The 24,131-nt window shown below is 71.5% G+C and carries 26 protein-coding genes; 14 read left to right on the forward strand and 12 right to left on the reverse strand.

What is annotated here, in order from left to right:
* Nucleotides 1-74: 74 nt before the first annotated feature.
* Nucleotides 75-899, reverse strand: coding sequence for a helix-turn-helix domain-containing protein (locus OG303_RS23080; RefSeq protein ID WP_405877428.1), 825 nt, complete (start codon nucleotides 897-899; stop codon nucleotides 75-77).
* A 333-nt stretch (nucleotides 900-1,232) separates the two neighbouring features.
* Between OG303_RS23080 and OG303_RS23085 the strand changes: the two genes are divergently transcribed.
* Complete coding sequence (locus OG303_RS23085; protein ID WP_405870532.1) at nucleotides 1,233-1,748, forward strand: ATP-binding protein; 516 nt, start codon at nucleotides 1,233-1,235, stop codon at nucleotides 1,746-1,748.
* Between the two features lie 92 nt (nucleotides 1,749-1,840).
* On the opposite strand, the gene OG303_RS23090 is transcribed toward OG303_RS23085, so the two are convergent.
* From OG303_RS23090 to rpmG, 5 genes are all read right to left on the reverse strand, one after another.
* Nucleotides 1,841-2,059 carry a DUF397 domain-containing protein gene (locus tag OG303_RS23090; protein WP_405877430.1) on the reverse strand — a complete coding sequence of 73 codons (219 nt, stop codon included), beginning with the start codon at nucleotides 2,057-2,059 and terminating at the stop codon, nucleotides 1,841-1,843.
* A gap of 500 nt (nucleotides 2,060-2,559) precedes the next feature.
* The gene (rpsR, locus tag OG303_RS23095) at nucleotides 2,560-2,793 is read right to left on the reverse strand and encodes a 30S ribosomal protein S18 (RefSeq protein ID WP_405870533.1); all 234 of its coding nucleotides are present in this window, start codon (nucleotides 2,791-2,793) and stop codon (nucleotides 2,560-2,562) included.
* A gap of 5 nt (nucleotides 2,794-2,798) precedes the next feature.
* On the reverse strand, nucleotides 2,799-3,926 hold the full coding sequence (locus tag OG303_RS23100) for a CobW family GTP-binding protein (protein WP_405870534.1): 1,128 nt from the start codon (nucleotides 3,924-3,926) through the stop codon (nucleotides 2,799-2,801).
* Nucleotides 3,923-4,177, reverse strand: a complete 255-nt coding sequence (locus tag OG303_RS23105; protein ID WP_405870535.1) for a type B 50S ribosomal protein L31 — start codon at nucleotides 4,175-4,177, stop codon at nucleotides 3,923-3,925. Before OG303_RS23105 ends, OG303_RS23100 begins: the two co-directional genes overlap by 4 nt.
* A gap of 9 nt (nucleotides 4,178-4,186) precedes the next feature.
* Nucleotides 4,187-4,351 (reverse strand): 50S ribosomal protein L33, encoded by a 165-nt coding sequence (gene rpmG, locus OG303_RS23110; RefSeq protein ID WP_030573688.1) that lies wholly within the window; start codon nucleotides 4,349-4,351, stop codon nucleotides 4,187-4,189.
* 62 nt (nucleotides 4,352-4,413) lie between these two features.
* Between rpmG and rpmB the strand changes: the two genes are divergently transcribed.
* The 4 genes from rpmB to OG303_RS23130 all read left to right on the forward strand — a co-directional run bounded on the left by rpmB (nucleotide 4,414) and on the right by OG303_RS23130 (nucleotide 6,292).
* Nucleotides 4,414-4,650: a 50S ribosomal protein L28 gene (gene rpmB / locus OG303_RS23115; protein WP_405870536.1), complete on the forward strand. Its 237-nt coding sequence runs from the start codon at nucleotides 4,414-4,416 to the stop codon at nucleotides 4,648-4,650.
* Nucleotides 4,650-4,955: a 30S ribosomal protein S14 gene (rpsN, locus tag OG303_RS23120; protein WP_405870537.1), complete on the forward strand. Its 306-nt coding sequence runs from the start codon at nucleotides 4,650-4,652 to the stop codon at nucleotides 4,953-4,955. Before rpmB ends, rpsN begins: the two co-directional genes overlap by 1 nt.
* A 179-nt stretch (nucleotides 4,956-5,134) precedes the next feature.
* A complete protein-coding gene (locus tag OG303_RS23125; protein ID WP_405870539.1) occupies nucleotides 5,135-5,659 on the forward strand; it encodes a hypothetical protein in 525 nt (174 codons plus the stop codon).
* 108 nt (nucleotides 5,660-5,767) lie between these two features.
* Nucleotides 5,768-6,292: a DUF4232 domain-containing protein gene (locus OG303_RS23130; protein ID WP_405870541.1), complete on the forward strand. Its 525-nt coding sequence runs from the start codon at nucleotides 5,768-5,770 to the stop codon at nucleotides 6,290-6,292.
* A gap of 30 nt (nucleotides 6,293-6,322) precedes the next feature.
* On the opposite strand, the gene OG303_RS23135 is transcribed toward OG303_RS23130, so the two are convergent.
* On the reverse strand, nucleotides 6,323-7,474 hold the full coding sequence (locus OG303_RS23135; protein ID WP_405870542.1) for a DUF2786 domain-containing protein: 1,152 nt from the start codon (nucleotides 7,472-7,474) through the stop codon (nucleotides 6,323-6,325).
* 34 nt (nucleotides 7,475-7,508) lie between these two features.
* Nucleotides 7,509-8,477, reverse strand: a complete 969-nt coding sequence (locus OG303_RS23140; protein WP_405870543.1) for a S41 family peptidase — start codon at nucleotides 8,475-8,477, stop codon at nucleotides 7,509-7,511.
* A 111-nt stretch (nucleotides 8,478-8,588) separates the two neighbouring features.
* On the opposite strand from OG303_RS23140, the gene OG303_RS23145 reads away from it, so the two are divergent.
* The 3 genes from OG303_RS23145 (at nucleotide 8,589) to OG303_RS23155 (ending at nucleotide 11,793) form a co-directional block, all read left to right on the forward strand.
* Nucleotides 8,589-9,215, forward strand: coding sequence for a LysE family translocator (locus OG303_RS23145; RefSeq protein WP_405870544.1), 627 nt, complete (start codon nucleotides 8,589-8,591; stop codon nucleotides 9,213-9,215).
* Nucleotides 9,216-9,331: 116 nt separating this feature from the next.
* Nucleotides 9,332-10,066 (forward strand): Clp protease N-terminal domain-containing protein, encoded by a 735-nt coding sequence (locus OG303_RS23150; protein ID WP_405870545.1) that lies wholly within the window; start codon nucleotides 9,332-9,334, stop codon nucleotides 10,064-10,066.
* A gap of 35 nt (nucleotides 10,067-10,101) precedes the next feature.
* Nucleotides 10,102-11,793 carry a bifunctional 3'-5' exonuclease/DNA polymerase gene (locus OG303_RS23155; RefSeq protein ID WP_405870546.1) on the forward strand — a complete coding sequence of 564 codons (1,692 nt, stop codon included), beginning with the start codon at nucleotides 10,102-10,104 and terminating at the stop codon, nucleotides 11,791-11,793.
* Nucleotides 11,794-11,859: 66 nt separating this feature from the next.
* Here OG303_RS23155 and OG303_RS23160 read toward each other — a convergent pair whose 3' ends face one another.
* From OG303_RS23160 to OG303_RS23175, 4 genes are all read right to left on the reverse strand, one after another.
* Nucleotides 11,860-15,138, reverse strand: a complete 3,279-nt coding sequence (locus tag OG303_RS23160; protein ID WP_405877432.1) for a BTAD domain-containing putative transcriptional regulator — start codon at nucleotides 15,136-15,138, stop codon at nucleotides 11,860-11,862.
* 379 nt (nucleotides 15,139-15,517) lie between these two features.
* Nucleotides 15,518-16,411, reverse strand: a complete 894-nt coding sequence (locus OG303_RS23165) for a glycosyltransferase family 2 protein (protein WP_405877434.1) — start codon at nucleotides 16,409-16,411, stop codon at nucleotides 15,518-15,520.
* A gap of 124 nt (nucleotides 16,412-16,535) precedes the next feature.
* Nucleotides 16,536-16,985, reverse strand: coding sequence for a DUF3052 domain-containing protein (locus OG303_RS23170; protein ID WP_405870548.1), 450 nt, complete (start codon nucleotides 16,983-16,985; stop codon nucleotides 16,536-16,538).
* Between the two features lie 196 nt (nucleotides 16,986-17,181).
* Entirely contained in the window at nucleotides 17,182-17,802 is a 621-nt protein-coding gene (locus tag OG303_RS23175; RefSeq protein WP_405870549.1) for a VanZ family protein, read from the reverse strand.
* A gap of 221 nt (nucleotides 17,803-18,023) precedes the next feature.
* Between OG303_RS23175 and OG303_RS23180 the strand changes: the two genes are divergently transcribed.
* From OG303_RS23180 to deoD, 6 genes are all read left to right on the forward strand, one after another.
* The gene (locus OG303_RS23180) at nucleotides 18,024-19,142 is read left to right on the forward strand and encodes a sensor histidine kinase (RefSeq protein WP_405870550.1); all 1,119 of its coding nucleotides are present in this window, start codon (nucleotides 18,024-18,026) and stop codon (nucleotides 19,140-19,142) included.
* The gene (locus tag OG303_RS23185; RefSeq protein ID WP_405870552.1) at nucleotides 19,139-19,789 is read left to right on the forward strand and encodes a response regulator; all 651 of its coding nucleotides are present in this window, start codon (nucleotides 19,139-19,141) and stop codon (nucleotides 19,787-19,789) included. The genes OG303_RS23180 and OG303_RS23185 overlap by 4 nt, the downstream gene beginning before the upstream one ends.
* 402 nt (nucleotides 19,790-20,191) lie before the next feature.
* Entirely contained in the window at nucleotides 20,192-21,535 is a 1,344-nt protein-coding gene (locus OG303_RS23190; RefSeq protein ID WP_405877436.1) for an amidohydrolase, read from the forward strand.
* Entirely contained in the window at nucleotides 21,525-22,583 is a 1,059-nt protein-coding gene (locus tag OG303_RS23195; protein ID WP_405870553.1) for a LacI family DNA-binding transcriptional regulator, read from the forward strand. The genes OG303_RS23190 and OG303_RS23195 overlap by 11 nt, the downstream gene beginning before the upstream one ends.
* Nucleotides 22,584-22,649: 66 nt before the next feature.
* Nucleotides 22,650-23,411 (forward strand): glutamine amidotransferase, encoded by a 762-nt coding sequence (locus OG303_RS23200; RefSeq protein WP_405870555.1) that lies wholly within the window; start codon nucleotides 22,650-22,652, stop codon nucleotides 23,409-23,411.
* The gene (gene deoD / locus OG303_RS23205) at nucleotides 23,411-24,127 is read left to right on the forward strand and encodes a purine-nucleoside phosphorylase (protein WP_405870556.1); all 717 of its coding nucleotides are present in this window, start codon (nucleotides 23,411-23,413) and stop codon (nucleotides 24,125-24,127) included. The genes OG303_RS23200 and deoD overlap by 1 nt, the downstream gene beginning before the upstream one ends.
* Nucleotides 24,128-24,131: the final 4 nt, after the last annotated feature.

The raw sequence follows: 24,131 nt of genomic DNA on the forward strand, positions 1-24,131 counted from the left end.
ACGGTCTGATCACACGTCATCGTACTTGCGACTCAAGTGAGTTGGGGACTGAGAGCTAACTTATGGGGAGAACCCTAGGAGAGTTGGAGGAGACCTCGTAGGAGATCGCGGCTCTCGTCCAGCCCCGGGCTGTCCTGCTGGAGCTCCTTGAGCGCCTTCTCGTACTGGGCCACGTCCTCGTTCTTGTCGAGATACAGGGCGCTGGTGAGCTGCTCCAGATAGACGACGTCCGACAGGTCCGACTCCGGGAAGCTGAGGATCGTGAACGCGCCACTCTCGCCCGAGTGGCCTCCGAAGCCGAACGGCATGATCTGCAGCCGTACGTTGGGGTGTTCGGAGACCTCGATCAGGTGCTGGAGCTGACCGCGCATCACCTCGCGGTCGCCGTACGGGCGGCGCAGGGCGGCCTCGTCCAGAACGATGTGGTACTCGGGGGCGTGGTCGGAGACCAGGTACTTCTGCCGCTCCAGGCGCAGCGCCACCCGCTTCTCGATGTCGGCCCTGCTCGCACCCTTCATGCCGCGCTGGACGACCGCGCGCGCGTACGCCTCGGTCTGCAGCAGGCCGTGCACGAACTGCACCTCGTACGCGCGGATCAGGGACGCCGCGCCCTCCAGGCCCACATAGGTGGGGAACCAGCTCGGCAGCACGTCCGAGTAACTGTGCCACCAGCCCGCGACGTTGGCCTCGCGGGCCAGGGAGAGGAGCGAGGTGCGCTCCTGCTCGTCCGTGATGCCATACAGGGTCAACAGGTCTTCGACATCACGGGTCTTGAAGCTCACCCGGCCGAGTTCCATCCGGCTGATCTTCGACTCCGATGCGCGGATCGAGTAGCCCGCCGCCTCGCGCGTGATGCCACGGGCCTCACGCAGCCGCCTGAGTTGCGAGCCGAGCAGCATCCGCCGCACCACCGATCCGGGCTCTCCCACGCTCACGTTCGCCAGCCTCCCCAACGCCTTCAGGGGCCGAAGTCTGCCACTAAAACACTCCGAGCAGTACTCGTCCGATTACAGAGATGGAAAGAAGCCAAAGATTCTGCACAGGAAGAAGGAAGGAGTTGGCAAGTAGCGAGAGAGAAGATGGCGGAAAAAATGACCAACAAGCGGTACGGGAGGGTCCAATTCGGTCACGTGCACGTGCATCTGCACCTTGCATCTGCACCGCGCATCCGAAACCATGGTCCCGCGCAACCGCTGCATCGCATCGACCGCGAATTCCCGGGAGTGCCTCGCATGGGGACGAATGGATCGACCATGCTCGAGCCGTTACGGCAGGGCCTTCCGCCGTTGGATCCCGCAGCCGTGTCCAACGCCGCATCCTGCGCCCTTCCCGCCCGCTACGAAGCGGTGCGCGAGGCGAGACTCTTCACCCGCAGAACCCTCGACCAGTGGGACATAGGCGACCGCTTCGACGACGTCTGTCTGGTGGTCTCCGAGCTCGTCACCAACTCCCTGCGGCACGGCCTGCCGGTCGGCAGCCTGTGCACCGCGGAGCAGACCCCGCCCGTGCGGCTGCACCTGATGCGCTGGACCGAGCGGCTGGTGTGCGCGGTGCGCGACCCCAGCCACGCCAGCCCGGTCGCCCGCGAGGCGGACGACTTCTCGGCGGAGTCGGGCCGCGGCCTGTTCCTCGTCGACTCCTTCGCCGACGGCTGGGGCTGGCACCCGATGGCGGGCACGCTCGGCGGCAAGGTCGTCTGGGCGCTGTTCCAACTGCCCCACACACCCCAGCCGCTGCCCGCCGAATAGCGCAACCCCGCGTTCCCTGACGTCGGGTTTCTACGCGCGTTACTACGCGTAAGGTGCCGATTGCCCCGAGTTGCCCCGGGGCCGAACGGGCGTCAGCCCGCTATCAGGTGGTCGAACTCGCCGTCCTTGATGCCCAGGAGCATCGCCTCGATCTCCGCGCGCGTGTAGACGAGCGCCGGACCTTCGGGGAAACGCGAGTTGCGCACGGCCACCTCGCCGCCGGGCAGCCTGGCGAACTCCACGCAGGAGCCCTGCGAGTTGCTGTGCCGGCTCTTCTGCCAGGCCACATGGTTCAGCTCCGTGGCCGCCATGCCGTTGTACACGTCGTGGTCCACAGGTCGCTCCCCGGTGGTGCGGTGGCCTTGGGGCCACTGATGCAGTGGTCAACTGGTCCGGATCATAGCCGTGTTCACGTGCGGATGCATGAGCAGATGCACGTGCACGCGGGGTGGTGCTGCGGTTACAGATGTGACGTACGTGTCTGTACGTGTCCGCACCTGGTCCTGCATCCGTTCCAGCGTCTGCCCCCGAGCTCGCATCACATGCGGGTTCCGATCCCCGTCCATGATCGTGCGGGCCGTCAACCGTGCGGGGCGCCGGGGTCGGATCCCTCGTGCGACGAGTCGAATCGCTCGCGCACTAAGAAGAGACGCCTGGCGCGGCCTTCGTGTTCCACTGTCCACGTGATGGTCCGATCCGCGGGACGGACGAGGCCTGTTCAGGGCCGATGCGGGGGCTTGCAGGCGGCAGCCCCCGGCGGGGTCCACGCCGGGGGCTGACAAGGGGACGGTGCAGGCGACTCGGCCGGGCCTCAGCGGCCGGCGTACGGCAGGAGCGCCATCTCCCGGGCGTTCTTGATCGCACGGGCCAGCAGACGCTGCTGCTGGGCGGTGACGCGGGTGACGCGGCGGCTGCGGATCTTGCCGCGGTCCGAGATGAACTTCCGCAGCAGGTCGGTGTCCTTGTAGTCGATGTACGTGATCCGGGCCGCGTCCAGCGGGTTGGGCCGGTCCTTGGCGGGCTTGCGGTCGGGCTTGCGGGGCATGCGGGTCAGACCTCCAGGAGGGTGTCGAAGGCGGGCGGCAGTCGCTTCCAGGCGTCCCGGCCGGCGGCGTACTCGGCGTCGGTCAGCAGGCAGGACTCCAGCAGGTGCGCGAGTCCTTCGCGGTCGAGGCCGGGGGACGTGAAGACGAGGTGCTGGCAGCAGTCGCCGTGCTCGGGGTGCCAGTCCAGCGCGGCGGCCGCGCGGCGCACGGGCGGCACCATGTCCCAGGCCGCGTCGGGCAGGGACGCGAGCCATGGCCCGGCGCTCTCCACGCACAGCGCCCCGCCCGCCGCGTCCCAGTGCAGCAGCGTGTCCGGCTTGTCCGCGAGCCAGAACCGGCCACGGCTGCGGGCGGCGGCGCAGGTCAGGTCCTCCAGTGCCGCGTACAGCCGCTCCGGGTGGAAGGGACGGTCGCGATGCCATACGAGGGTGGCGACGCCGTGGGCATCGGCCTCGGCGGGGAGCAGGGCGCAGGCGGGGTGCTGGGCCGCCGCGGCCGCCTCCACGTCGAAACCGGCCAGGGCGGCGCCCGCCAAGTCGCCGTGGGGGATCACGACTTGGCGGGCCGTCGGATGCAGCTGCCCCAGCAGTTCGCGGTCCTCGTCGTCGGCCTGAGCGGAGTCGGTGACGGCGAGGACGGGGGCGTACTCGAGTTGGCGCGCGAACGTGTCCGCGACCGTGCGCTGGTCCGTGGCCGCCGCGGCGAGGCCGCCGTCGGCGAGGTCGTCGCCGTTGGCCAGGTAGGGCAGCAGCAGCGCCGGGTCCACGGCGGTGATCACGCCGGTGACCGTGAGCCCACCGGACACGACCACCTCGGCCATGGCCTTGGGCTCGACGGAGTCCCACAGCTCCACGACGGCGAGACGGGTGCCGCCCGCTTCCGCGAGCCGACGCAGCTCTGGGACGAGGTCCTCCCTGAGCGCGCAGCACGCACAGTCGTTGACCAGGGGTGCCTCGCCTGCCGACACGATGCCGGTCGCATCACGGATCGTCCGTACGACCGTGCCCGCCGCGGCCGTAGCCAGGTCGTGGTGGAGTACGACGCTGCCGGGGACGTCGGCCAGCAGTCGGGCGACGGCTGCTTTGCGGGCGTCGGCGTGCAGCCCGCCGACGATCACGACCGACAGGCTCACGCCCCGCCCCGCTTCCCGAACCGGCGCTCGAAGCGCTCCACGCGCCCGGCGGTGTCCAGGACGCGCGCGGTGCCGGTGTAGAAGGGGTGGCTGACGTTCGAGATCTCGACGTCCACGACCGGGTAGGTGTTGCCGTCCTCCCACTCGATCGTCTTCTCGCTGGTCATCGTCGAGCGGGTCAGGAAGGCGTGCTTGGCGGCACGGTCACGGAAGACGACAGGACCGTAGGCCGGGTGGATTCCGTTGCGCATGGCGGTGGTTCAGCGCTCCTCTCGGAAGTCGACGTGGCGGCCGGCGACCGGGTCGTACTTGCGCAGGGTCATGCGATCGGGGTCGTTGCGGCGGTTCTTGCGGGTCACGTAGGTGTAGCCGGTCCCCGCCGTGGACCGGAGTTTGATGACCGGGCGGAGTTCGTTGCGAGCCATGCTGGTACCTTACTGAAAATGAATTCCATTAGCGACAACGCTTCAGGAGAGGTACGTCACCCATGTCCGCGCACTGCATGCTGACCGGCGCCCAGCCGGGGTTCGGCAACCGCATCTCCCACTCCCACCGGCGGACCTCCCGCCGCTTCGACCCGAACATCCAGAGCAAGCGGTACTGGCTGCCGAGCGAGGGCCGGTACGTACGGCTGCGGCTGAGCACGAAGGGCATCAAGACCGTCGACGCGCTCGGCGTCGAGGCGGCCGTGGCGCGGATCCGCGCGCGGGGGGTGCGGGTCTGATGGCGAAGAAAAGCAAGATCGCGAAGAACGAGAAGCGGCAGGAGATCGTCGCCCGGTACGCCGAACGGGGCGCCGAGCTGAAGGAGATCATTCGCAGGCCGTCGTCCACAGAGGCCGAACGGCTGGCCGCCCAGCGGGAGTTGCGCCGACAGCCGCGTGACGCGAGCGCCACGCGCGTGCGTAACCGCGACCAGGTGGACGGGCGGCCGCGCGGGTACTTCCGTGCTTTCGGGCTGTCGCGGGTGTCACTGCGGGGGCAGGCGCATGCCGGGTATCTGCCGGGGGTGCGCAAGTCCTCCTGGTGACCAGGGGGTGCGGGATGTCCTGGTGACCGAGGGGGCAAGCGCTCTCGGTGGTCGGGTGGGTGCAAGTCCTCCCGGTAAATCTCACAGGCGCTCCCCATGGGGCCGACTGCCGGGGCTGGTAGCTTGCTGCGGGCGTTTCGGCCAGACGGCTACGGCTTGCTACAGCTTGGGAGTTTCCAGTGACTTCGGCGACCTTCTCGCGTCCCTCTCGCACGGTGTCACGCCGGCAGGTGCGGATCGCGGCGGCGGCCGCGGGGCTGGCGGGCGTGCTCGTGCTGACCGCGTGCAGCGGCGGCGGCGACTCCAAGGACGACTCCTCGTCCAGCCCCTCCTCCGCGACCTCGACCTCGGACACGGGCGGCGGCAGCGGCGGTACGACGACCGAGTCCGACAGCCTGCAGGGCAGTTGGCTCGCCACGACGGACGGCAAGGCCGTGGCGCTGGTGATCACCGGCAAGCAGGCCGGGCTCTTCTCGACCGGCGGGACCGTGTGCAGCGGGACCGCCGGCAAGGAGGCCGGCATGCAGATGATCCACCTCACCTGCACGGACGGCAGCAAGGGCCGGGCGACGGGGATGGTCGACTCCGTCTCCAAGAGCGCGCTGCAGGTCACCTGGTCCGGCAGTGTCGGCAAGGAGGCCTACACCAGGTCGAAGGGCGGGACGCTGCCGACGGGGCTGCCCACGGCGAGCCTCGGCCAGTAGTCGGCGGGCAGCCCCGTCGGTGGGGCGGGCAACCGGCGCACGGGTTCGTGCGTGATGATCCATGCACGCGATCACCGGCGTCACGCCGCAGAGCACCAGAGGAACCACATGCGCGCCACCCCGATCACCGTCGCCGCTCTCGCCGCGGCCCTGCTCCTGACCGCCTGCGACGACAACGGCGGTGACGGCGGCGGCACGAGCGAGAACAAGGCCGGCGACGCCTGCACGCTCGACACCGTCGGCGTGCAGGTCGCGGCGAGCGCCGCCCCGTCCGCCGGGGACTCGGGCAACGTCACCGTCACGATCACGAACCGCGACGTCAAGTGCACCCTGAACGGCTTCCCGGGCGTCGACCTCTACGCGGGCGGTACTTCGACCACCGTCCTGGCCGACAAGGCCGCGAAGGCCCAGAAGCTGACCCTCGCCAAGGACGCGACCGCGTCCTTCACGATCACGTACGTCCGCGGCGAGGCGGGCGGCAAGAAGAGCCTCCCGGTGAAGACGGTGAAGTTCAGCCTGCCCGGCTCCACCGCCGACCACAGCTTCAAGTGGTCGTACGGCGAAGTCGCCGTCAAGGGCGACGCGAACGAGCCGAACGCCTCGGTGACCGCCTTCCAGCAGGCCGGCGACTGAAAGCCTCCGTCACCTCCCCGGCCGGTCGTCTCAGGGGAGCCGTGGCCGGGCTCCCACCTGTGCCCGGTCCGCCGCCTCGGCCCCCTCGGTCCAGCCCGCCGCGTCGCTCACCCCGCGCAGGCGGGTGGTGGTCGTCCGGGGGAACATGCGGTCCGTGTGGGCCGTGACCGCGACCTCGCGGGTGGCCAGCACCGGGAGCAGGTCGTCGGTCACCTGCGTCTCGGCGGCCGCCGCGAGGCGCGTGCCTATGCGGTGGGCGTAGGCCGCGAGGAAGGACTGGCGGAAGGTCTTGGTGCGTCTGCGGCCGCCCGCCCGCTGGGCCGTCTCCGCCTTCGTCATCGCCGTCGTGGCCTGTACGAGGAGCGAGGTGTAGAGGAGCTCGACCGCTTCCAGGTCGGCCTCGAAGCCGACGACGGTGGTGAATCCGAACGGTTCGTTCCACACCGCCCGGCAGTGGTTCGCGCCGGCCACCGCGTCCAGGAGAACCGCCTTCGCCTGCTCGTACGGCGCCTCTACGCCGATCCGGCAGGCGCCGGGGGCGTCGGGCGACGGCGCCCGGGAGGCGAGGAGCGCCTCGTCGATGCTGTGCCTGGCCATCAGCTCCTGCGCCTTGGCGGACAGCGCCTCCGCCTCCTCGGGGAAGCCGGTCGCCTCCGCCTTGGCGAGCAGGGCGCGGATGCGGGTGAGCATGCGGGACTCGGTCCGGGGGCCGGGACCGGGATCGGCCTGCCGCGTGGGCTCGTCGAGGGGTTCGAGGGTCGGCAGGCGCAGCAGCAGGCGGTACAGCTCCAGGACCGCGGTCGCGTGCGAGAAGCGGTCGGTGCGGGGTGGCGTGCCCGCGGCCTCGGCGGTTTCGGCCGCTTCGGCGGTGAGCTCGTCCAGCTGCGCCCTCCAGCGGGGGCCGCGCGGGCGGTCGTCCGGCGTCTGCGCGCGGATCAGCTCCGATGCCAGGCGTACACGTACGTCATCCAGCTCGCGCCGTACGATCCGGACGACGTCGGCGGGCTGCCAGCCGCGGCGCCAGGCCGCCGCCACGAACTCCTGGCCGCGGCGGGCGACTTCGGCGTCCGCCGCCGGGTCCGCGGCCAGCAGGGAGGCGCCCGTGTCGAGGGCGGTGTCGGTCTCGGCGTACAGGGCGGCCTGGAAGGCGCGTTCGACGGTGCTGGACGTAGTGCTGCTCACTCGTCGATCGTGCCACGCGGCACTGACAGTCGGGTCAGCCGTGGATCAGGGTCAGCGCCCGGTCGAGGGCGTCGGGGGCCGGGCAGGGGACGTCGGGGAGGACGCCGGTGCCCTCCCAGTTGGTGCGGGAGACCGGGTTGATCGAGCGGCCGACGGGGATGGTGGCCTCCAGGTTCGGGTGGACCGTCCAGCCCTCGCGCGGGTGGGCACCGCCGCGGGTGGTCTCCCCCACGACGGTCGCACGGCCCAGCTGCTGGAGGTCGTAGGCCAGTTCCTCGGCGGCGGAGAAAGTGCGGGGGGCGGTGAGGACGTAGACCGGCTTGGTGCCGCCGAAACGGGCGCCGGGGACGTGCGGCAGGCTCCAGGACTGGTCGTAACGGTCGCCCTCGCGCGCGTACATGGTGTTCAGGTGGGTGCGCTCGTCCAGGAGGTAGCTGCACACGAAGGCGACGGTGTCCGGGTCTCCGCCGCCGTTGCCCCGCAGGTCCAGGATCAGGGCGTCGGCGCGGGCGACCAGGGTGAGCGCGGCGGCGAGCGGTTCGGCCGACCAGGACAGCGGGAAGAGGGCCGGGGCCAGTTCGAGCAGGGCGGTGCCGCCCTCCAGCAGCTGGACGCGGGGCACGCCGCCCAGGGAGGCGTCGAAGTCGTGGCGCATCGCGGCCAGGGCGGCCTCGCCCTGACCCTGCGGCACCTGCTCGGGGTGGTACTTGAGACGCAGATGCAGGTCAGTGTTGACGGACTGCAGATCGGCGGTGACCAGGCCGCCGAGTTCCTCCGCGCTCGCGACGTCGTACGCGCCCTCGGCCAGACGCCGGCGCAACAGCGCGGCCAGCTGCTCGGCGACGTCCGGGAAGACGTAGTGCTCGGTGAGGAGCCGGGCCGTCTCGTCGACGACCGCGGGAACGTCCGTGACAGGGACCGGAGTTGAGGCCGGGGAACGGTCTGCAAGGGGTGTGGAGGAGCTCGTCGGCAGCGTGGTCTTCGTCGGCGCAGTCGTCGTCATGGCAGCTGAGTCAACCACCGTCCCCCCGCGCTTCACATCGCGTTTTCCGGGACTCGTCTCACTCCCCGAAATTCGGTCGCCCCTCTCCCCCGTCGGTTCAAGCATGGCCGCATGGTGGACATGTCTTCGTACGCGGCTTTCCTCGTCGCCGCACTCGCGCTCTGCATCACTCCCGGCCCCGACATGATGTTCATCGTGGCGATGGGCGGACGGGGCGGGCCCAGGACCGGAGTGCTGGCCGCGTTCGGCGTGGCCTGCGCGATGTTCGCGCACACGGCCGCCGCGGCGCTCGGTCTGTCGGCACTGTTCCTGGCACTGCCGACGCTCTATCACGTGCTGCGCTGGGCGGGCGCGGCGTATCTCCTGTACCTCGCCGTCAAGGCCTTCCGGGACCGCGCGGTGCCGGTCGAGGAGGATGCGCCGGCGGGTCCCGGGCGGCGGCGCGCCTTCTGGCAGGGGGCGGTCACCAATCTGCTCAACCCCAAGGTGATCCTCTTCAACGTCGCCTTCCTGCCGCAGTTCGTGACCCCCGAACTGGGGCACGTGCGCGAACAGTTCCTGATCCTCGGACTGACGATCACGGTCATGGGGTTCGCGGTGGACGGCTCGATCGGCCTGCTCTCCGGGAAACTCTCCACGCTGCTGCGGCGCAGCCGACGGGTGGCGCGCGGGCTGAACATCTTCAGCGGGACGGTGTTCACGGGACTGGCGGTGCGGCTGGCGGCGTCGCCGAAGTAGGCGACCGAGAAGTAGGCGACCAGGAAGTGGGCAACCAAATCGGGCACGCGCGCGTGGAGGCGAGAAGATGTCAACCCTCGGTTGACACCCATGAGGTGTCAACCTACGGTTGACACATGACGACGAACCCCGCAGTCAAGTCATCCGTGCGTCTCGACGACCTCATCGCGGCCATCAAGACGGTCCATTCCGAGCCCCTCGACCAGCTCCAGGACGCGGTGATCGCCGCCGATCACCTCGGTGAGGTGGCCGACCACCTGATCGGCCACTTCGTGGACCAGGCCCGGCGTTCCGGAGCGTCCTGGACGGACATCGGCCAGAGCATGGGAGTCACCCGGCAGGCCGCGCAGAAGCGGTTCGTGCCCAAGGAGTCGACCGGCCTCGACCCGAACCAGGGCTTCGGTCGCTACACCCTGCGCGCCCGCAACGTGGTGATGACCGCGCACAACGAGGCCAAGGGCGCGCCCCACACCGAGGTCGTGCCGGCCCACCTGGTCCTCGGTCTGCTCGCCGAACCGGAGGGCCTGGCCGCCAAGGCGATCGTTCAGCAGGGCGTCTCCCTCGACGCGGTGCGCGAGGCGGCAACCTCCGCGCTTCCACCCGCCGCCGAGATGGCCCCGGAGCTCGTCCCGTACGCCTCCGACGCCAAGAAGGTCCTGGAGCTCACCTTCCGCGAGGCCCTGCGCCTGGGCCACAACTACGTCGGCACCGAGCACATCCTGCTGGCCATGCTGGAGTTCGAGCACGGTTCGGGAGTGCTGTCCGGTCTCGGTATCGCGAAGGAACCGGTGGAGGCCGAGCTGGCGAAGGCGCTGGAGAAGTATCTGCAGGCCCCGCCCGAGTCGCGCTGAGGCCGTTGTCAGACCCTCCTGCGACACTCGCAACCATGACCGACCGCTGGGCGCTCGCTCCGGCCGAGGACGGTGGCGTGGAGATCGCCCCCCTCGGCCCGGCCGGGCTGCTCGCCGGGCCGGTGCGATGGGAACCCGACCTCGCGACGGCCGTGCGGGGACGGCCGGAGGTCGCGCGATGGGTGTGGCGGTCCACCGCCGAGGTCTATCCCCGCCTGCTCGCCACGGGGGTGCGAGTGGAGCGGTGCTACGACATCGAGGACGCGGAGACGCTGCTGCTGGGGCACGAGGGGCGGTACGGGGAACCCCGGTCCGCCGCCGCCGCCCTGGCCCGGCTGCGCCGCGGCCCCGTCCCGCCCGACCCGCCCCAGCGCGCCGCCGAACCGGGCGCGCAGTCCCCCCTCTTCGAACCGCAGACGGTCCACGTGCCGCTGCCGGACCTCGTCGAGGTGTACGCCGATCAGCAGCGCCGGCACGACTCCACCACCCACCCCGACCGGATGCGGCTGCTGACCGCCGCCGAGTCGGCGGGCATGCTGGTCGCCGCCGAGATGAACCGCGCCGGACTGCCGTGGAGCGCCGAAGTGCACCGCCGGGTGCTGCACGAACTGCTCGGCGAGCGGTATGCGGGCGGTGGCGAGCCCCGGCGCCTCGCCGAACTGGCGGACGAGGTGTCCGCCGCCTTCGGGCGCCGCGTCCGCCCCGATCTGCCCGCCGACGTCATAAAGGCCTTCACGCAGGCCGGGATCAAGGTCAAGTCGACCCGGCGCTGGGAGATCGAGTCCGTCGACCACCCGGCCGTGAAGCCGCTGATCGAGTACAAGAAGCTGTACCGCATCTGGGTCGCCCACGGCTGGTCCTGGCTGCAGGACTGGGTGCGCGACGGGCGGTTCAGGCCCGAGTTCCTCGCGCACGGGACGGTCACGGGACGCTGGGTGACCAACGGCGGGGGTGCTCTGCAGATCCCCAAGGTCATCCGGCGCGCGGTGGTCGCCGACCCCGGCTGGCGGCTCGTCGTCGCGGACGCCGACCAGATGGAGCCGCGCGTACTGGCGGCCATCTCCCGCGACCCCGGGCTCATGGAGGTGGCCGGGCGCGAGAGTGACCTCTACCAGTCCGTCTCCGACCGGGCCTTCTCCGGCGACCGCGCCCAGGCCAAGCTCGCCGTGCTCGGCGCGGTCTACGGCCAGACCTCCGGGGACGGCCTGAAGAACCTCGCCGCGCTCAGACGCCGCTTCCCCAAAGCGGTGGCGTACGTCGACGACGCGGCGCGCGCGGGCGAGGAGGGGCGGCTCGTGCGGACCTGGCTGGGGCGGACCTGTCCCCCCGCGGCCGGGGCGGGCGAGGACGCCTCCGAGGAGGCCGGCATCCCCCAGGACGACCCGGCCGAGGCCCCCACCGGCACCGAGTGGGTGCCCGGCTACGCCTCCACGAACACCCGCGCCCGCGGCCGTTTCGCCCGTAACTTCGTCGTCCAGGGCAGCGCCGCCGACTGGACCCTGCTGGTGCTCGCCGCACTGCGGCAGACCACCGCGGGCATGGCGGCCGAGCTGGTCTTCTTCCAGCACGACGAGGTCATCGTGCACTGCCCCGAGGGGGAGGCGGACGCGGTCGTGACGGCGATCCGGGAGGCTGCGGAGCTGGCGGGGCGGCTGACGTTCGGGGAGACGCCGGTGCGGTTTCCGTTCACCACGGCGGTGGTGGAGTGCTATGCGGACGCGAAGTGAGCGGTGGGCGGCGAGTGTTGGGCGCGGCTGCGGGTGGAGGTGGGGGTGGGGGTGGGGGTGCGGGGATCACCGTAGGTCTGCTCGAGCGGCGAGCAGTTCCGTCAGCTCCGCCACCACCGCCTTCTCGTCCGTCCCGTCCAGCGCGTCGAGCGCACCGCGCCATTGTTCGTACGCCTCCTCGCCGCGCCCCTGCTCCCGCAGCAGGAGCCCGTGCTGGTGGCGGGCGAGACCGCCCGTGTAGCGGTCGGTGCGGGCATCGGCCCGGCGGAGGAGTTCGGCACACTCGTCGCCGGCCCGTTCACCGCTGCCGAGGAGCCGCAGCGCGCGCACCAGCCCGAGCCGGGTCTGCGACTCGCCGTGCCAGTCGCCGTGCCCGCCGAGGATGCGCAGGCTCTCCTCGAAATGGGGTACGGCGGCGGCCGGTTCGCCGAGGGTCAGATGGGCGTAGCCGATGTTGCAGTGCGCCGAGTGCTGCACGATCACGGCGCCGATCTCGTCGCCGAGGGCGAGCGAGCGCCGGTGCTGCTCGATCGCGGCCCGCGGGTCGGTGTGCTCGTACAGGTTGCCGAGATGGCTGTGGGTCACGGCCTCGCCGTACGGGTCGTTCAACTGCCGTGAGTACTCAAGGCTCTGACGCAGGGCCCGGCCGGACTCCTCGTAGTGGCCGAGTCCTTCGAGCAGCAGTCCGCGGTTGTTGAGGCAGCGGCGCATCCAGGAGACGTGGTCGAGCCGGCGCCAGATCGTCAGCGCCTCGTCGTTGAGGGTGAGCGCCTCGCTCTGCCGCCCGGTCAGGAAGTGCAGGCCGGCGAGGTCGCCCAGCGCGTACGCCTCGGCGGCCTCGTCACCGAGCCGCCGCGCCACGCGGAGGGCGGCCCGGCCGAGCACCTCCATCTCGGCGACGCGGCCGCTGCGCTGCACGTAGGGGAAGAAGAGGCGGACCAGGGTCGAGATGCGGGCGGCTCTGGGGTCGTAAGTGTTCGGGTCGGGGCTGGTGTTGGGGCTCGGGCCGGTGTTGGGGCCAGCGGCAGTCTCGTCGGCTTCGGCAGGCTCGTCGACGTGCCGCTCGACCAGCGTGACGATGTTCGCCAGCTCCATGTCGCCCCAGGCGAAGGCCTGTCCGGAGGATTCGAAGGTGGGGAGGGCGGCGACGTGCGCGGCGTGGTCCGGCGGCTGGGCCGCGGTCGGGCGGCGGCGGTCGTCCCGGTCCAGACCCGGTTCGACGATAGCGGTCAGGACGCGCTCGGCGACCGCGGCGTACCAGGGCAGGGCCGAGTCGACGGCGGCGACGTCATCGGCACCCGCGGCCAGTTCGCGGGCGAAGTCGCGCACCAGGTCGTGAGGGGCGTAACGGCCGTACGCCGTCTCCTCCAGGAGGGCTACGTCGACCAGGCGGTCCAGCGCGGCCTCGGCGCGGCGCGAGGTGGTGCCGACGAGGTGGGCGAGCAGGGGTGCGCCGTACGCGGGCAGGTCGAGGCCGCCGATGCCGCGCAGCACGAGGGCGGCGTCCCGGTCGACCTCGCGCTCCGAGGCGGCGAGCGCGTCGTGGGCGACGGCCAGGGAGCGGCGGACGCTCAGGTCGTCGTACTCCAGGTGGTGCAACCGACCGTCCGTGGCGGCCAGTTGACCGGCCAGGACGTCCGGCGTGAGCGCGTGGCGCGCGGCCAGGCGCGCCGCCACGATGCGCAGGGCGAGCGGGAGGCGGCCCGTCAGCTCGACGAGGGGGTGGGCCGCGTCGAGGGCGTCCCGGCCGGAGGCCGCCCGCAGCAGGGCGGCGCTCTCCTCGTCGCTCAACGGGGTGAGCGGGAAGCGACGGGCGCCGTCGAGGGCGGTCAGCGGCGAACGGCTGGTGACGATCACGGCGCACCCGGCGCCGGCCGGCAGCAGCGGGCGCACCTGGGCGGCGTTCGCGGCGTCGTCCAGGAGCAGCAAGGTGCGGGTCGGGGCGAGCAGGGAACGGAGCAACGCGGCTGCCGCGTCCGGGCGTTCGGGAATGCGGCGGGGCTCGGTGCCGAGGTCGCGGAGCAGGGCGGTGAGGGCCTGGGCGGGGGTGAGGGGGGGCATGCCGGGGGTGGCGCCGTGCAGGTTGACGTACAGCTGGCCGTCGGGGAAACGGTTCCGCAGCTGGTGGGCGACGTGCAGGGCGAGGGCGCTCTTGCCTATGCCGGCCATGCCGCTGATGACGGCGGGGTGGCTCCGCCGGTTGAGCAGGGTTTGGTGCAGGTTGGATTGTTCGGGGGTTCGGCCGGTGAAGTGGGGTGGGGGTGGGGGGAGTTGGGCCGGCTGGGTCGGTTTCGTCGGTGCGGGTGTGTGGGGCTGCACCCGGCCTTCGGCCGGGTTTGGGGTCCCACCCGCACCATCCGTGCTGCCTTCGTCGTCGGGTGCGGGTGGCCCCTGTGGGGGTTCCTCGCCATCGGCGAGTGCCTGTGCCTGTGCCTGTGCCTGTGATGGTGCCGACACCGACACCGACACCGACACCGACGCTGATGCCGATGCCGGGGCGTGGGCTGTCTGGAGTACCTCCGCGTGTGCCTGCTGTACCGACTGGCCCGGCTCGATGCCCAGTTCCTCGATGAGGCGGGTGCGCAGGTCGCGGTGGACGGCCAGGGCTTCGGCCTGGCGGCCGGTGCGGTGCAGGGCGAGCATCAGCTGGCGGTGGTACGCCTCCCGCAGCGGATGTTCGGCGGTCAGCGCCGCCAACTCCGGTACGAGAGCGTCCAGTCGGGCACTGTCGACGGTCAACTCGGCGTCGTAGCGCCACTCCAGAAGCAGCAGCCGCGCCTCCCGCAGGCGCTGAACGAAGGCGTAGCCGCCCAGCTCGGCGGGCAGCCCGCTCAGCGGCGTGCCCCGCCACAGCGCGAGCGCGGACGTGCACTCGCGCACCACCCGCTCCCAGTTGCGGGCGGCGTACGCGCCGCGTGCCGTGGCGAGATGCCGCTCGAAGACATGGACGTCCAGCTCGTCCTGTTCGACCCTCAGCACGTACCCGGGCGGCACCGCCCGCAGCCGCTCGGGATCGTCGAGCAGCCGCCGCAGCCGGGCCACGTGGTTGTGCAGCGAGGCCTGCGCGGACGCGGGCGGGGCGCCGCCCCACAGCGCGTCCTTCAGCGACTCGACGGAGACGACGCGGCCGGCTTCGAGGAGCAGGGCGGCGAGCAGAGTACGGACCTTGGGACTGCCGATGGCTTTGACGACGTCAACGCTTCCGGGGGCATCCGGCTTCCCGCCGGCATCGCCGACACCGCCGTGGCCGTCGCGGACGTCACGGACGCCATGGACGTCGTACCCGTGACCGTCGTACAGAACCGGCGGCCCCAGCAGTCCGAACCGCAGCTCGCGCCGCCCCACGCCGTCCACTGCCTTCCCGCGTCCTTGGCGGATTTCCGCCCTCGTCACGACGGTTTCCCGCCACCCGCTCCACGGCGACCGCCGCCGGAATCCGTTACGACTGCTGCCGTCCGGCGATGCCGCCCGGCGACTTCAGGCCAGTCGGCCGACGCCGGAACGGAGAACCGTTGGCCACATGTTAGCGATCCGTTGGCGTGACCTGATGTGATCACTTCATCGGATCTGGCCCGGGGGTGCGCGCGTACGACGCGCAACTCGGGGGAGTGTCGCCGCCGCGGCCGGATCCGGGGGACGTCAGAGGGTCCCGGTCGGCGGAGGTGAGCGCCCGGGACCCTCGTCCCCTTCTCTTCGGGCCTGTTCAGGTCTGTCGGAGTTCTGCTCAGACGACCGGCGGGCGCCCCAGCCGCGAGAGCCGCCACACGGTCCGCCATCGCATGGGACGCCGCTCGCCGGCAGGATCACGTACGCCCTCCACGAACCCGCCGAACCAGGCGCGCAGCCCGGCCCGCGACCGGGTCCGTGCGAGGGTGAGCAGCGTCCAGATCCCCAGGTGGACGGGGATGAGGGCGAGCGGCAGTCGGCGCCGGACGAGCCACACCCTGTTCCGGGCGTTCACGCGGTAGTAGATGGCGTGCCGGGCGGGCGAGGTCTTCGGGTGCTGGAGCAGCAGTTCGGGCGCGTACAGGATCCGCCAGCCGGCGTCGGCGGCCCGCCAGGCCAGGTCGGTCTCCTCGTGGGCGAAGAAGAACTCGGCGGGCCAGTCCCCGATCTCGTCGAGCATGGCCGTACGGAAGGCGTGCCCGCCGCCGAGGAACCCGGTGACGTACCCGCCCCGCATCGGGTCGGAGGCGCCGACCCGGGGCACGTGCCGCTGCTGCGTCTCACCGTGCTCGTCCGCGATGCGGAAGCCGACGATGCCGAGCCGGGGGTCGGCCGCGAACAGTTCACCAACGCGGCTCAACACGTCGGCGGCCACGAGGAGTCCGTCGTCGTCCAGTTCCACGACGACGTCGACGTCCCCGAACTCCCGCAGCTGGGCCAGCGCCTGGTTCCGGCCGCCCGGGCAGCCGAGGTTCTCGTCGAGTTCGAGGAGGGTGACCTCGCCCGGGAGCGACAGCCGCTCGGCGAAGTCGGGCAGCGGGCAGCCGTTTCCGACGATCACGATCCGCGTGGGGGCGAGGTCCTGTTTGGCGACGGACTCCAGCAGCGCGTCGACCTCGGCGGGCCGGTTTCCCATGGTCACCACGGCGACGGCGATCCTCGGAGCTTCCAGGTCCCGCATGCCCTCACCCCGTCCCGGCCGCCGACAATCCAGGCCGCGATGCTAGCCGTTCACGGTAAGGACTTCTTAAGTACGCCGGATCTTGGGCCAGGTGTGGCGGTTCGACCGGTTCGCGTCAGTCACGGGCCGGGCGTCGCGGTTGTGCATGCCGGTTCTCCCTGCGCCGCACGAACTTCAGCCCCGACCAGTCCTCCCCCAGCGCGGCGACCTTCACGTCGACGACGCCGAGCGGGAGGAAGAGGTCCCGCAGGTCGTTCTCGGCGATGTCGCTCACGTGGCCGGCGGCCTTGCGGGGCCAGGCGATCCACAGCATGGCGTCGTCGGCGAGAGCGGCGACCAGGGCGGGCGCCTCGGCGGCCAGATCGGCGTGGGTGCGGTAGAAGGCGAGGGTGATGTCGGTGCCGCGAGGCCCGTCGGGGGTGAGGTCCACGTCGTCGGGGAGGCCGGGAAGGGCGAAGGAGTCCGGGGCGTGCCGGAGCCCGACACGATGGCCCGGCTTGATGCCGATCTTCTTCGCGAGAGGGGTCGCGGAGTAGCCACCGCCCGCGACGCTGGAGCCACCCATGGCCTGCCCTCCGGGACGCGCACCGACCGTAGGCCCTCCATCGTGCCGCTCACCGGTACACCGCGACAGCGGGACCGCCGTTCCGGCACGGAAGGCACGGAGGGCACGGAAGGCACGGGAATGGCACGGGAAGAAGGTCTCGGATTCGATCCGGTCGGATCGGAGGCATCGCACCGACGCCCTCCGGCACCGCCCGTCACCGCGAGACGGAGTCCGCGGTGGGAACGCGGGTTTCCGGGGCCGAACCGGCGAGCGCGGTCCCCGGCAGGGCGAACGGCCGCACGATGCGCGACAGAGCGGTGGACCGCAGTGCCAGACGGAGGACCAGGAAACCGAGCACGCCGCCGAGGGTGTTGGCGACCAGGTCGTCGGCGTCCGCCGACCGGCCGTTGCTGAACAGGATGTACATCACCAGCTGGGTGATCTCGACCGCCGCGCTGACGGCAAGGCAGCGGAGGGCGACCCGCTTCGGCGAGAGGTCCCCCCTCGTCATCAGCAACAGCACCATGCCCAGCGGGGCGAACAGGAAGACGTTCAGCACGAAGCCGGGGTCCAGCGACAGGAGCCCGAGGAACGGGATCGGCTGGGTCTGCTCGTACCAGGGTGACAAGTTCTGGCTGCGGTCCACGATGATCGGGAAGAACGTGAAGTGCGCGAAGCCCGCCACGTACACGGCGGCCAGCAGCCGGGTCAGCGCCGGTACCCCGTGCCAGCCCGGCTCCCCGCGCCGTGCGCGTACCGCGAGCACCGCGCCGAACGCGAGAAGGAGGGGTCCCAGCACCTCCCACGATTCGATCCGAAACGTGATGCCGCCCATGAGATGCTCCTGATGTGATCGATAGCAGATTGTCCGAACCGGACACGACTCTGCCCGGCCACTCCGCCGGTCGGATCCGGCGAAAGACAGATCCTGCGGGGCCGACTACGACTTTCGGCCGAGCGGTCTCCTCCGCCCTCACTTCCCGGTGGGCGAGAACGCGGCCCCTACTGCCGTGGGCGGCATGGCTGTTGTGGCTGACGGTGCTGTGCGGGGCCCTGGTGATCGACCGCCTCACCGGGCTGATCGGAGACCGGGGGTTCGGCCTCGCCAAGTTGCTCTGCGGCCTCCTGGCCGTGACTGCCGTCGCCGTTTCGCCCTGGCTCGGTGCCAAGGCTCTGCCTGCGTTCGCCGGCCTGGCGGGGGTGGCGTCGCTGGCCCTGTCGCTCGCCCTGCACGCCGGTGCCGCAAGCTCGTCGCCCGACGGTACGGACTCCCGCGACGGGTTCGGGTTCACCGAACCGGCGGCGCTGCTGTGGCTGTTGCTGGTCGTCGCCCTGCGCGGCCGACGGCGGTGGGCGGCGTGGGCCGTCCTGGCCCTGTACCCGGCGATCGTGCTGCGGCCGATGGCGAGCGATGTCGGGGAGATCAGCATCATCACGGCGCTGTTCTTCGCCGTGGGGACGACGGCGGTCCTGGGCGCCGGCGTCGCACGTCGGCTGGTTCTGGTGGACCGACGGCGCCGGGCGGCGACGATCCGGCTGGAGCAGCGCACCGAGTTCGCCCGCGACCTGCACGACTTCGTCGCTCACCATGTGACCGGCATCGTCGTGCAGGCACAGGGCGCCCTGGCGATTGCGGAACGGCGGCCGCAGCTCGTACTTCCCGCGCTGGAACGGATCGAGCAGGCCGGGGCGGAGGCGCTGACCTCCATGCGGCACATGGTCGGGATGCTGCGCGACGCCGACGGAGAACCGGCCCTCGCACCGCTGGCGGGGATCGCCGAACTGCGCACGCTCGTCGAGGAGTTCTCCACAGTCGGCGGCGCGCAGGCGCGGCTCGATCTGGAGGGCACCTTCGACGGCCTGCCCGTGGAGGTGGCCACCACCGCGCACCGCGTCGTGATGGAGGCACTGACCAACGTACGCAAGCACGCTCACGGCTGCGCCGAGGTCCAGGTGCACGTGGTCCGGTCCGGCGACAGCCTCACCGTACGGGTCGGCGACGACGGACGACCGCACCCCGCCTCCACCGGCGGCTTCGGCCTGAAGGGACTGGCCGAACGAGTCGGCCTCATCGGCGGCCGCATCCAGTCGGGCCCGGTCACCGGCGGCGGCTGGGGCGTCGAAGCCACCCTCCCGGTGACCCCGGCCCGAGCCATGACAGAGGCGGCCCGATGACCATCCGGGTACTTCTCGCGGACGACCAGGCCATGGTCCGCGCCGGTTTCGCGATGATCCTGGCCGCCCAGGACGACATCGAGGTCGTCGCCGAAGCCGTGGACGGCCTCCAGGCCGTGGAACTCGCCGAGCGGCACCGCCCGGACGTCGTACTGATGGACATCCGCATGCCTCGCCTCGACGGCCTCGAAGCCATGCGCCGACTGATCCGCCCCGGCACCGTCGACCCGCCGAAGGTCGTCGTTGTCACGACGTTCGACGACGACGAATACGTCCACCGCGCCCTGGCCGACGGCGCCTGCGGATTCCTGCTCAAGGACTCCGGTCCGGCCCTGCTGGTGGAGGCGATCCGGGCGGCGGCATCCGGTGAGGCACTGGTCAGCCCCTCCATCACGGTGCGGCTGCTGCACCGTCTGAACCGAACCCCCGCCCGCCGGGAACCGAGCGTCGGGCTGTCGGCTCGCGAGATGGACCTCGTACGTCTGGTGGCCCGGGGTCTGACCAATGCCGAGATCGCCGCCGAACTGTCCATCTCGGTGGGCACGGTGAAGACCCATCTCGGCAACGTCCAGACCAAACTGCCGGCCCGCAACCGCGTGGAGATAGCCGCCTGGGCCTGGCAATCCGGCCTCGTCGACGAGCACTGACCCCAGGGGCGCCCTGATGCCGCCCCAAGCCAAAAAGAACTGAACCAGCGTTCGGCGTCGGCGAGACAGTATCCCGGCCTCCGCAATGATCTCGGCGGCAGCCACCTTCAGTGGCAGCCGCGCTTGCGGTTGAACCGGTGCGTGCCGACGACCGCGGACCGCGGTGGCCAGGTCCGGGGCAGTGCAACACGGACCTCGATCGGCTCAGCCACGCAGACCGTGGTGATGCCGACGCCGAAACGGGCCGCCGGCCGGGTGCAGGTGTGACGCACTGCACGTGGACCCCGTATGAGCGAGCAGCACGCCTTCCCGAGCGGCCAGCAGGCTGGGGACTCGGCACTGCAAGGGGTTGTGCAAAACGTTTTGGATCCTTAGCGTCCGGTTTCGAACGGAAGGATCCACATCGTGCGCCGACTGATCGTGACCTCCTGCTCGGTGCTCGTCGTGCCGGAATCGGGCCCCTGCCGGGTGGAGAAGGACCAGGACATCCTCGTCGAGGACGGAGTGATCGCCTGGCTGGGCCCGGCCGGCTCCGGGCCGGACGCCGCCGGGGCGGAGACCGTGGACGGCAGGGGACTGGTCGCCGTACCAGGTCTGGTGAACGCCCACACCCACGGCCCGATGACGCTGATGCGCGGCGCCGCCGAGGACGTGAGTGTCGAGGCCTGGTTCAACGAGCGGGTGTGGCCCATGGAGGTCAACCTCACCCCCGCCGACATCGGCCTCGGCGCGGAGCTGGCCTGTGCGGAGATGCTGCTCAGCGGGGTGACCACGTTCGCCGACCACTACTTCCACGCCGAGCGGATCGCCGACGCCGTCGTGCGTACCGGAATCCGGGCCGACATCGCGCCGACCTGCTTCAGCAGCCGGGGCCGGGCCGCGCTGGAGGAGAGCGCCGACGTCGCGGCGGCCCTGCACGGCACCGGTGGCGGGCGGGTCACCTCGTCGCTGGGCCCGCACGCGCCGTACACCGTCGAGGACGCGGACCTGGTCCGGCTCGCGGAGCTGGCCCGGGAGACACGCCTACGGATCCACATCCACGCCGCCGAGCACCTGGAGCAGACCGAGTCGAGCCTGGCGCGGCGCGGCATCACCCCCATCGGGGTGCTGGAGCGGACCGGCGTGCTGGAGGCGGGCGCGCTGATCGCGCACGGGTGCGGCATCGTCCCCGAAGACCTGCCGACGCTGGCGGCGCACGGGGACCGTACCGGCGTGGCCTGCTGCCCCAAGGTCTATCTGAAGCACGCTCTGCGTCCGCTGACTCCGGTACGGAGCCTGCTGGACGCCGGTGTCGCCGTCGGGGCCGGGACGGACGGGGCGGCCGGGCACAACACGCTGGACGTGTGGGAGGCGATGCGGCTGGTCGCGCTGACCCAGAAGCAGGCGGAGCGGGACGCCACCTGGATGACGGTCTCCGACACGGTCCGGCTGGCCACGCGCGGCGGGGCCCGGGCGCTCGGACTCGGGAGCCGGATCGGCGCGCTCGAACCGGGCCGGGCCGGTGACATCGTGCTGGTCGACCTGGGCGGAGTCCACTGCCGCCCGGTTCACGACCCGGTGGCGGCCCTGGTCTACAGCACGCGGGCGAGCGATGTGCGCACGGTCGTGGTGGACGGGCGGGTCGTGGTGCGGGACGGCCGGCTGCTGACGGTGGACCTGCCGGGGCTGCTGGCCGAGGTCGAGGCACGCGTGCCCGCGCTGCTGGACACCTCGCACGGCAGAGCGGTGCAGCACTATGACCCGTGAGCAGGACGAGGACGCGGGCCGGCGCCGGATGCGGCGGCCGGCGTCGATCAAGGACGTGGCGGCGGCGGCCCGGGTCAGTCCGACCACGGTGTCGCACGTGCTGAGCGGCAACCGGCCGGTCGCGGAGGAGACGGCCGAGCGGGTCCGCGCGGTCGTCGGCCGACTCGGCTACGTCCCCGCCTCCACGGCCCGCAATCTCCAGGCCGGTTCGACCAACGTCATAGGGCTGCTGGTGCCCGACATCACCAACCAGTTCTTCGCCGAACTCGCCAAGGGCGTCGACGACGCCGCCCACGACCTGGGCTACGGCGTCATCCTGTGCAACACCGAATTCGACCCCGACCGCGAGGACCGCTATCTGGAAATGCTCCGCGGCCGGTTCATCGACGGCATGGTGTACGCCTCCGGCTCGCCGCCCTCCCGTGGCCGGCTGGCGTCACTGCTCGGGCGGTTCCCCATCGCCCTGGCCGACGAGGTCGTCCCCGGTCTGCTGGAGCAGACCATCCTGGTCACCGCCGACCACCGGGCGGGCGGCCGACTGATCGGGCAGCACCTGCGGGAGCTGGGCCATCGCCGGGTACTCGCGATCAGCGGCCCGGTGGACCTGGTGAGCAGCCTGGAGCGGATCGCCGGTTTCCGCGAGGCGTTCGGCAGCGCGGGGGTCACCGAGGTTGAGGGCGCCTTCGTCGAACGGTCCGGCTACAACCTGGTCGCCGCGGCCCTGGAGGACGGCGGCCCGCGTCGCTTCACCGCGGTGTTCGCCGCCAACGACCTGATGGCACTCGGCGCGGTCGCCGCCCTGGAGGACGCGGGCCTGCGCGTCCCCGACGACGTCTCGGTGGCGGGCTTCGACGACATCATGCTCGCCTCCCGCGTCCACCCCCGCCTCACCACCGTCCACCAGCCCGCCTACGACATCGGCCGCACGGCCGGCACCCAACTCCTGAGCTATGTCCACCGGGACGAGGTGCCCCCTGCCTCCCGGCACATCCTGCCGGTCCGGCTGAAGGCCCGCGCCAGTACGTCTCCCGTGCGCCCGGCCCCCTGACCGGCTCACACGAAAAACACCGCGCACAAAGAACACCCCACACATCACAGGAAAGGTCGTGCCGCGATGCCCCATGTCCTCGTCGTGGGTGAGTCCTGGTTCACCCACTCCGTCCACCAGAAGGGGTTCGACTCCTTCTTCACCTCCGAGTACGTCGAGGGCGCCCAGGTCTTCCTCGACGCGTTGCGCGACCGCGGCCACACGGTGACGTATGTCCCGGCGCACGAGATAGCGACCGGGGTGCCCGCCACAGCCGAGGGCCTGGAGCCCTACGACGTCGTCGTGATCAGCGACGTGGGGGCCAACAGTTTCCAGCTCCCGCCGGAGACGTTCACCCGCTCGGTGCCCGCGCCGGACCGTACGGAACTGCTGCGGGCCTACGTGGAGCGCGGCGGAGGCCTGCTGATGGTGGGCGGCTATCTCACCTTCACCGGCATTGACGCCAAGGCCCGTTGGGGACGCACCCCGCTGGCCGCGGCGCTGCCGGTCGGTCTGCACGACCGGGACGACCGGGTGGAGCTGCCCGCCGGGGCCGCACCGCGGGTCGTCGCCCGGCACCAGCTGGTCGACGGGCTGGACGGGACCTGGCCGGATCTGCTCGGCCTCAACGAGGTGACGGTGAAGGACGGGGCGGACCTGCTCGTCGAGTGCGCGGGCCATCCGCTGCTGGCGGTGGGCGGCTACGGCGCGGGAAGGTCGGCGGCCTTCACGTCCGACCTGGCGCCGCACTGGGCCCCGCCCGCGTTCCTGGACTGGAAGGGCTACCCCGAGCTGTGGGACCGGCTGGTCCGCTGGCTGGCACGGACCCCGGTGGGGGAGGACGTCTGATGGTCACCGCCCACCTCTCGGCCGCCCCCGGCGACTTCGCACCGGACGTACTGATGCCCGGCGACCCGCGCCGGGCACGCCGTATCGCCGAAACGATTCTCCAGGACGCCCGGCTGGTCACCGACGTGCGCGGCATCGAGGGATACACCGGAACGTACCGAGGCGTGCCCCTGTCCGTCCTGGCCTCCGGCATGGGAATGCCGTCCGTCACGATCTACGCCACCGAGCTCTTCCGCTTCTACGGCGTGCGCAGCATCGTGCGGGTGGGCACAGCGGGCGGTCTGCCCGCCTCGGTGGGTCTGCGGGACGTGGTCGTGGCCACCGCGGCCCACACCGACTCGGCCATGGGCAGCCACCGTATCGACGGAGTGCAGCTGAGCCACGCCGCCTCGTTCGGCCTGACCGCGGCGGCCGCACAGGCCGCCGGGGCCGGACGGCACATCCACGTCGGGCCGGTGTTCACCACCGACCACTTCTACCTGGACCGGCCGACGCTGTTCGAGCAGTTGGAGGCGCACGGCACCCTGGCCGTGGAGATGGAGGCCGCGGGTCTGTACGCGACCGCCGCCGCCGAGGGCGGTCGCGCGCTCGCCGTGCTGACGGTCAGCGATCACGTGCGCCGCGCGGAGGCGCTCACTCCGGCCGAGCGCGAGACGGACTTCGACCGCGCCGTCACCATCGCGGCCACCGCGCTGCTCGCGGAAACAATCTCCTAACACC

Origin of the sequence: Streptomyces sp. NBC_00005 (assembly GCF_045160215.1) — a bacterium.
Lineage (GTDB): Bacteria > Actinomycetota > Actinomycetes > Streptomycetales > Streptomycetaceae > Streptomyces.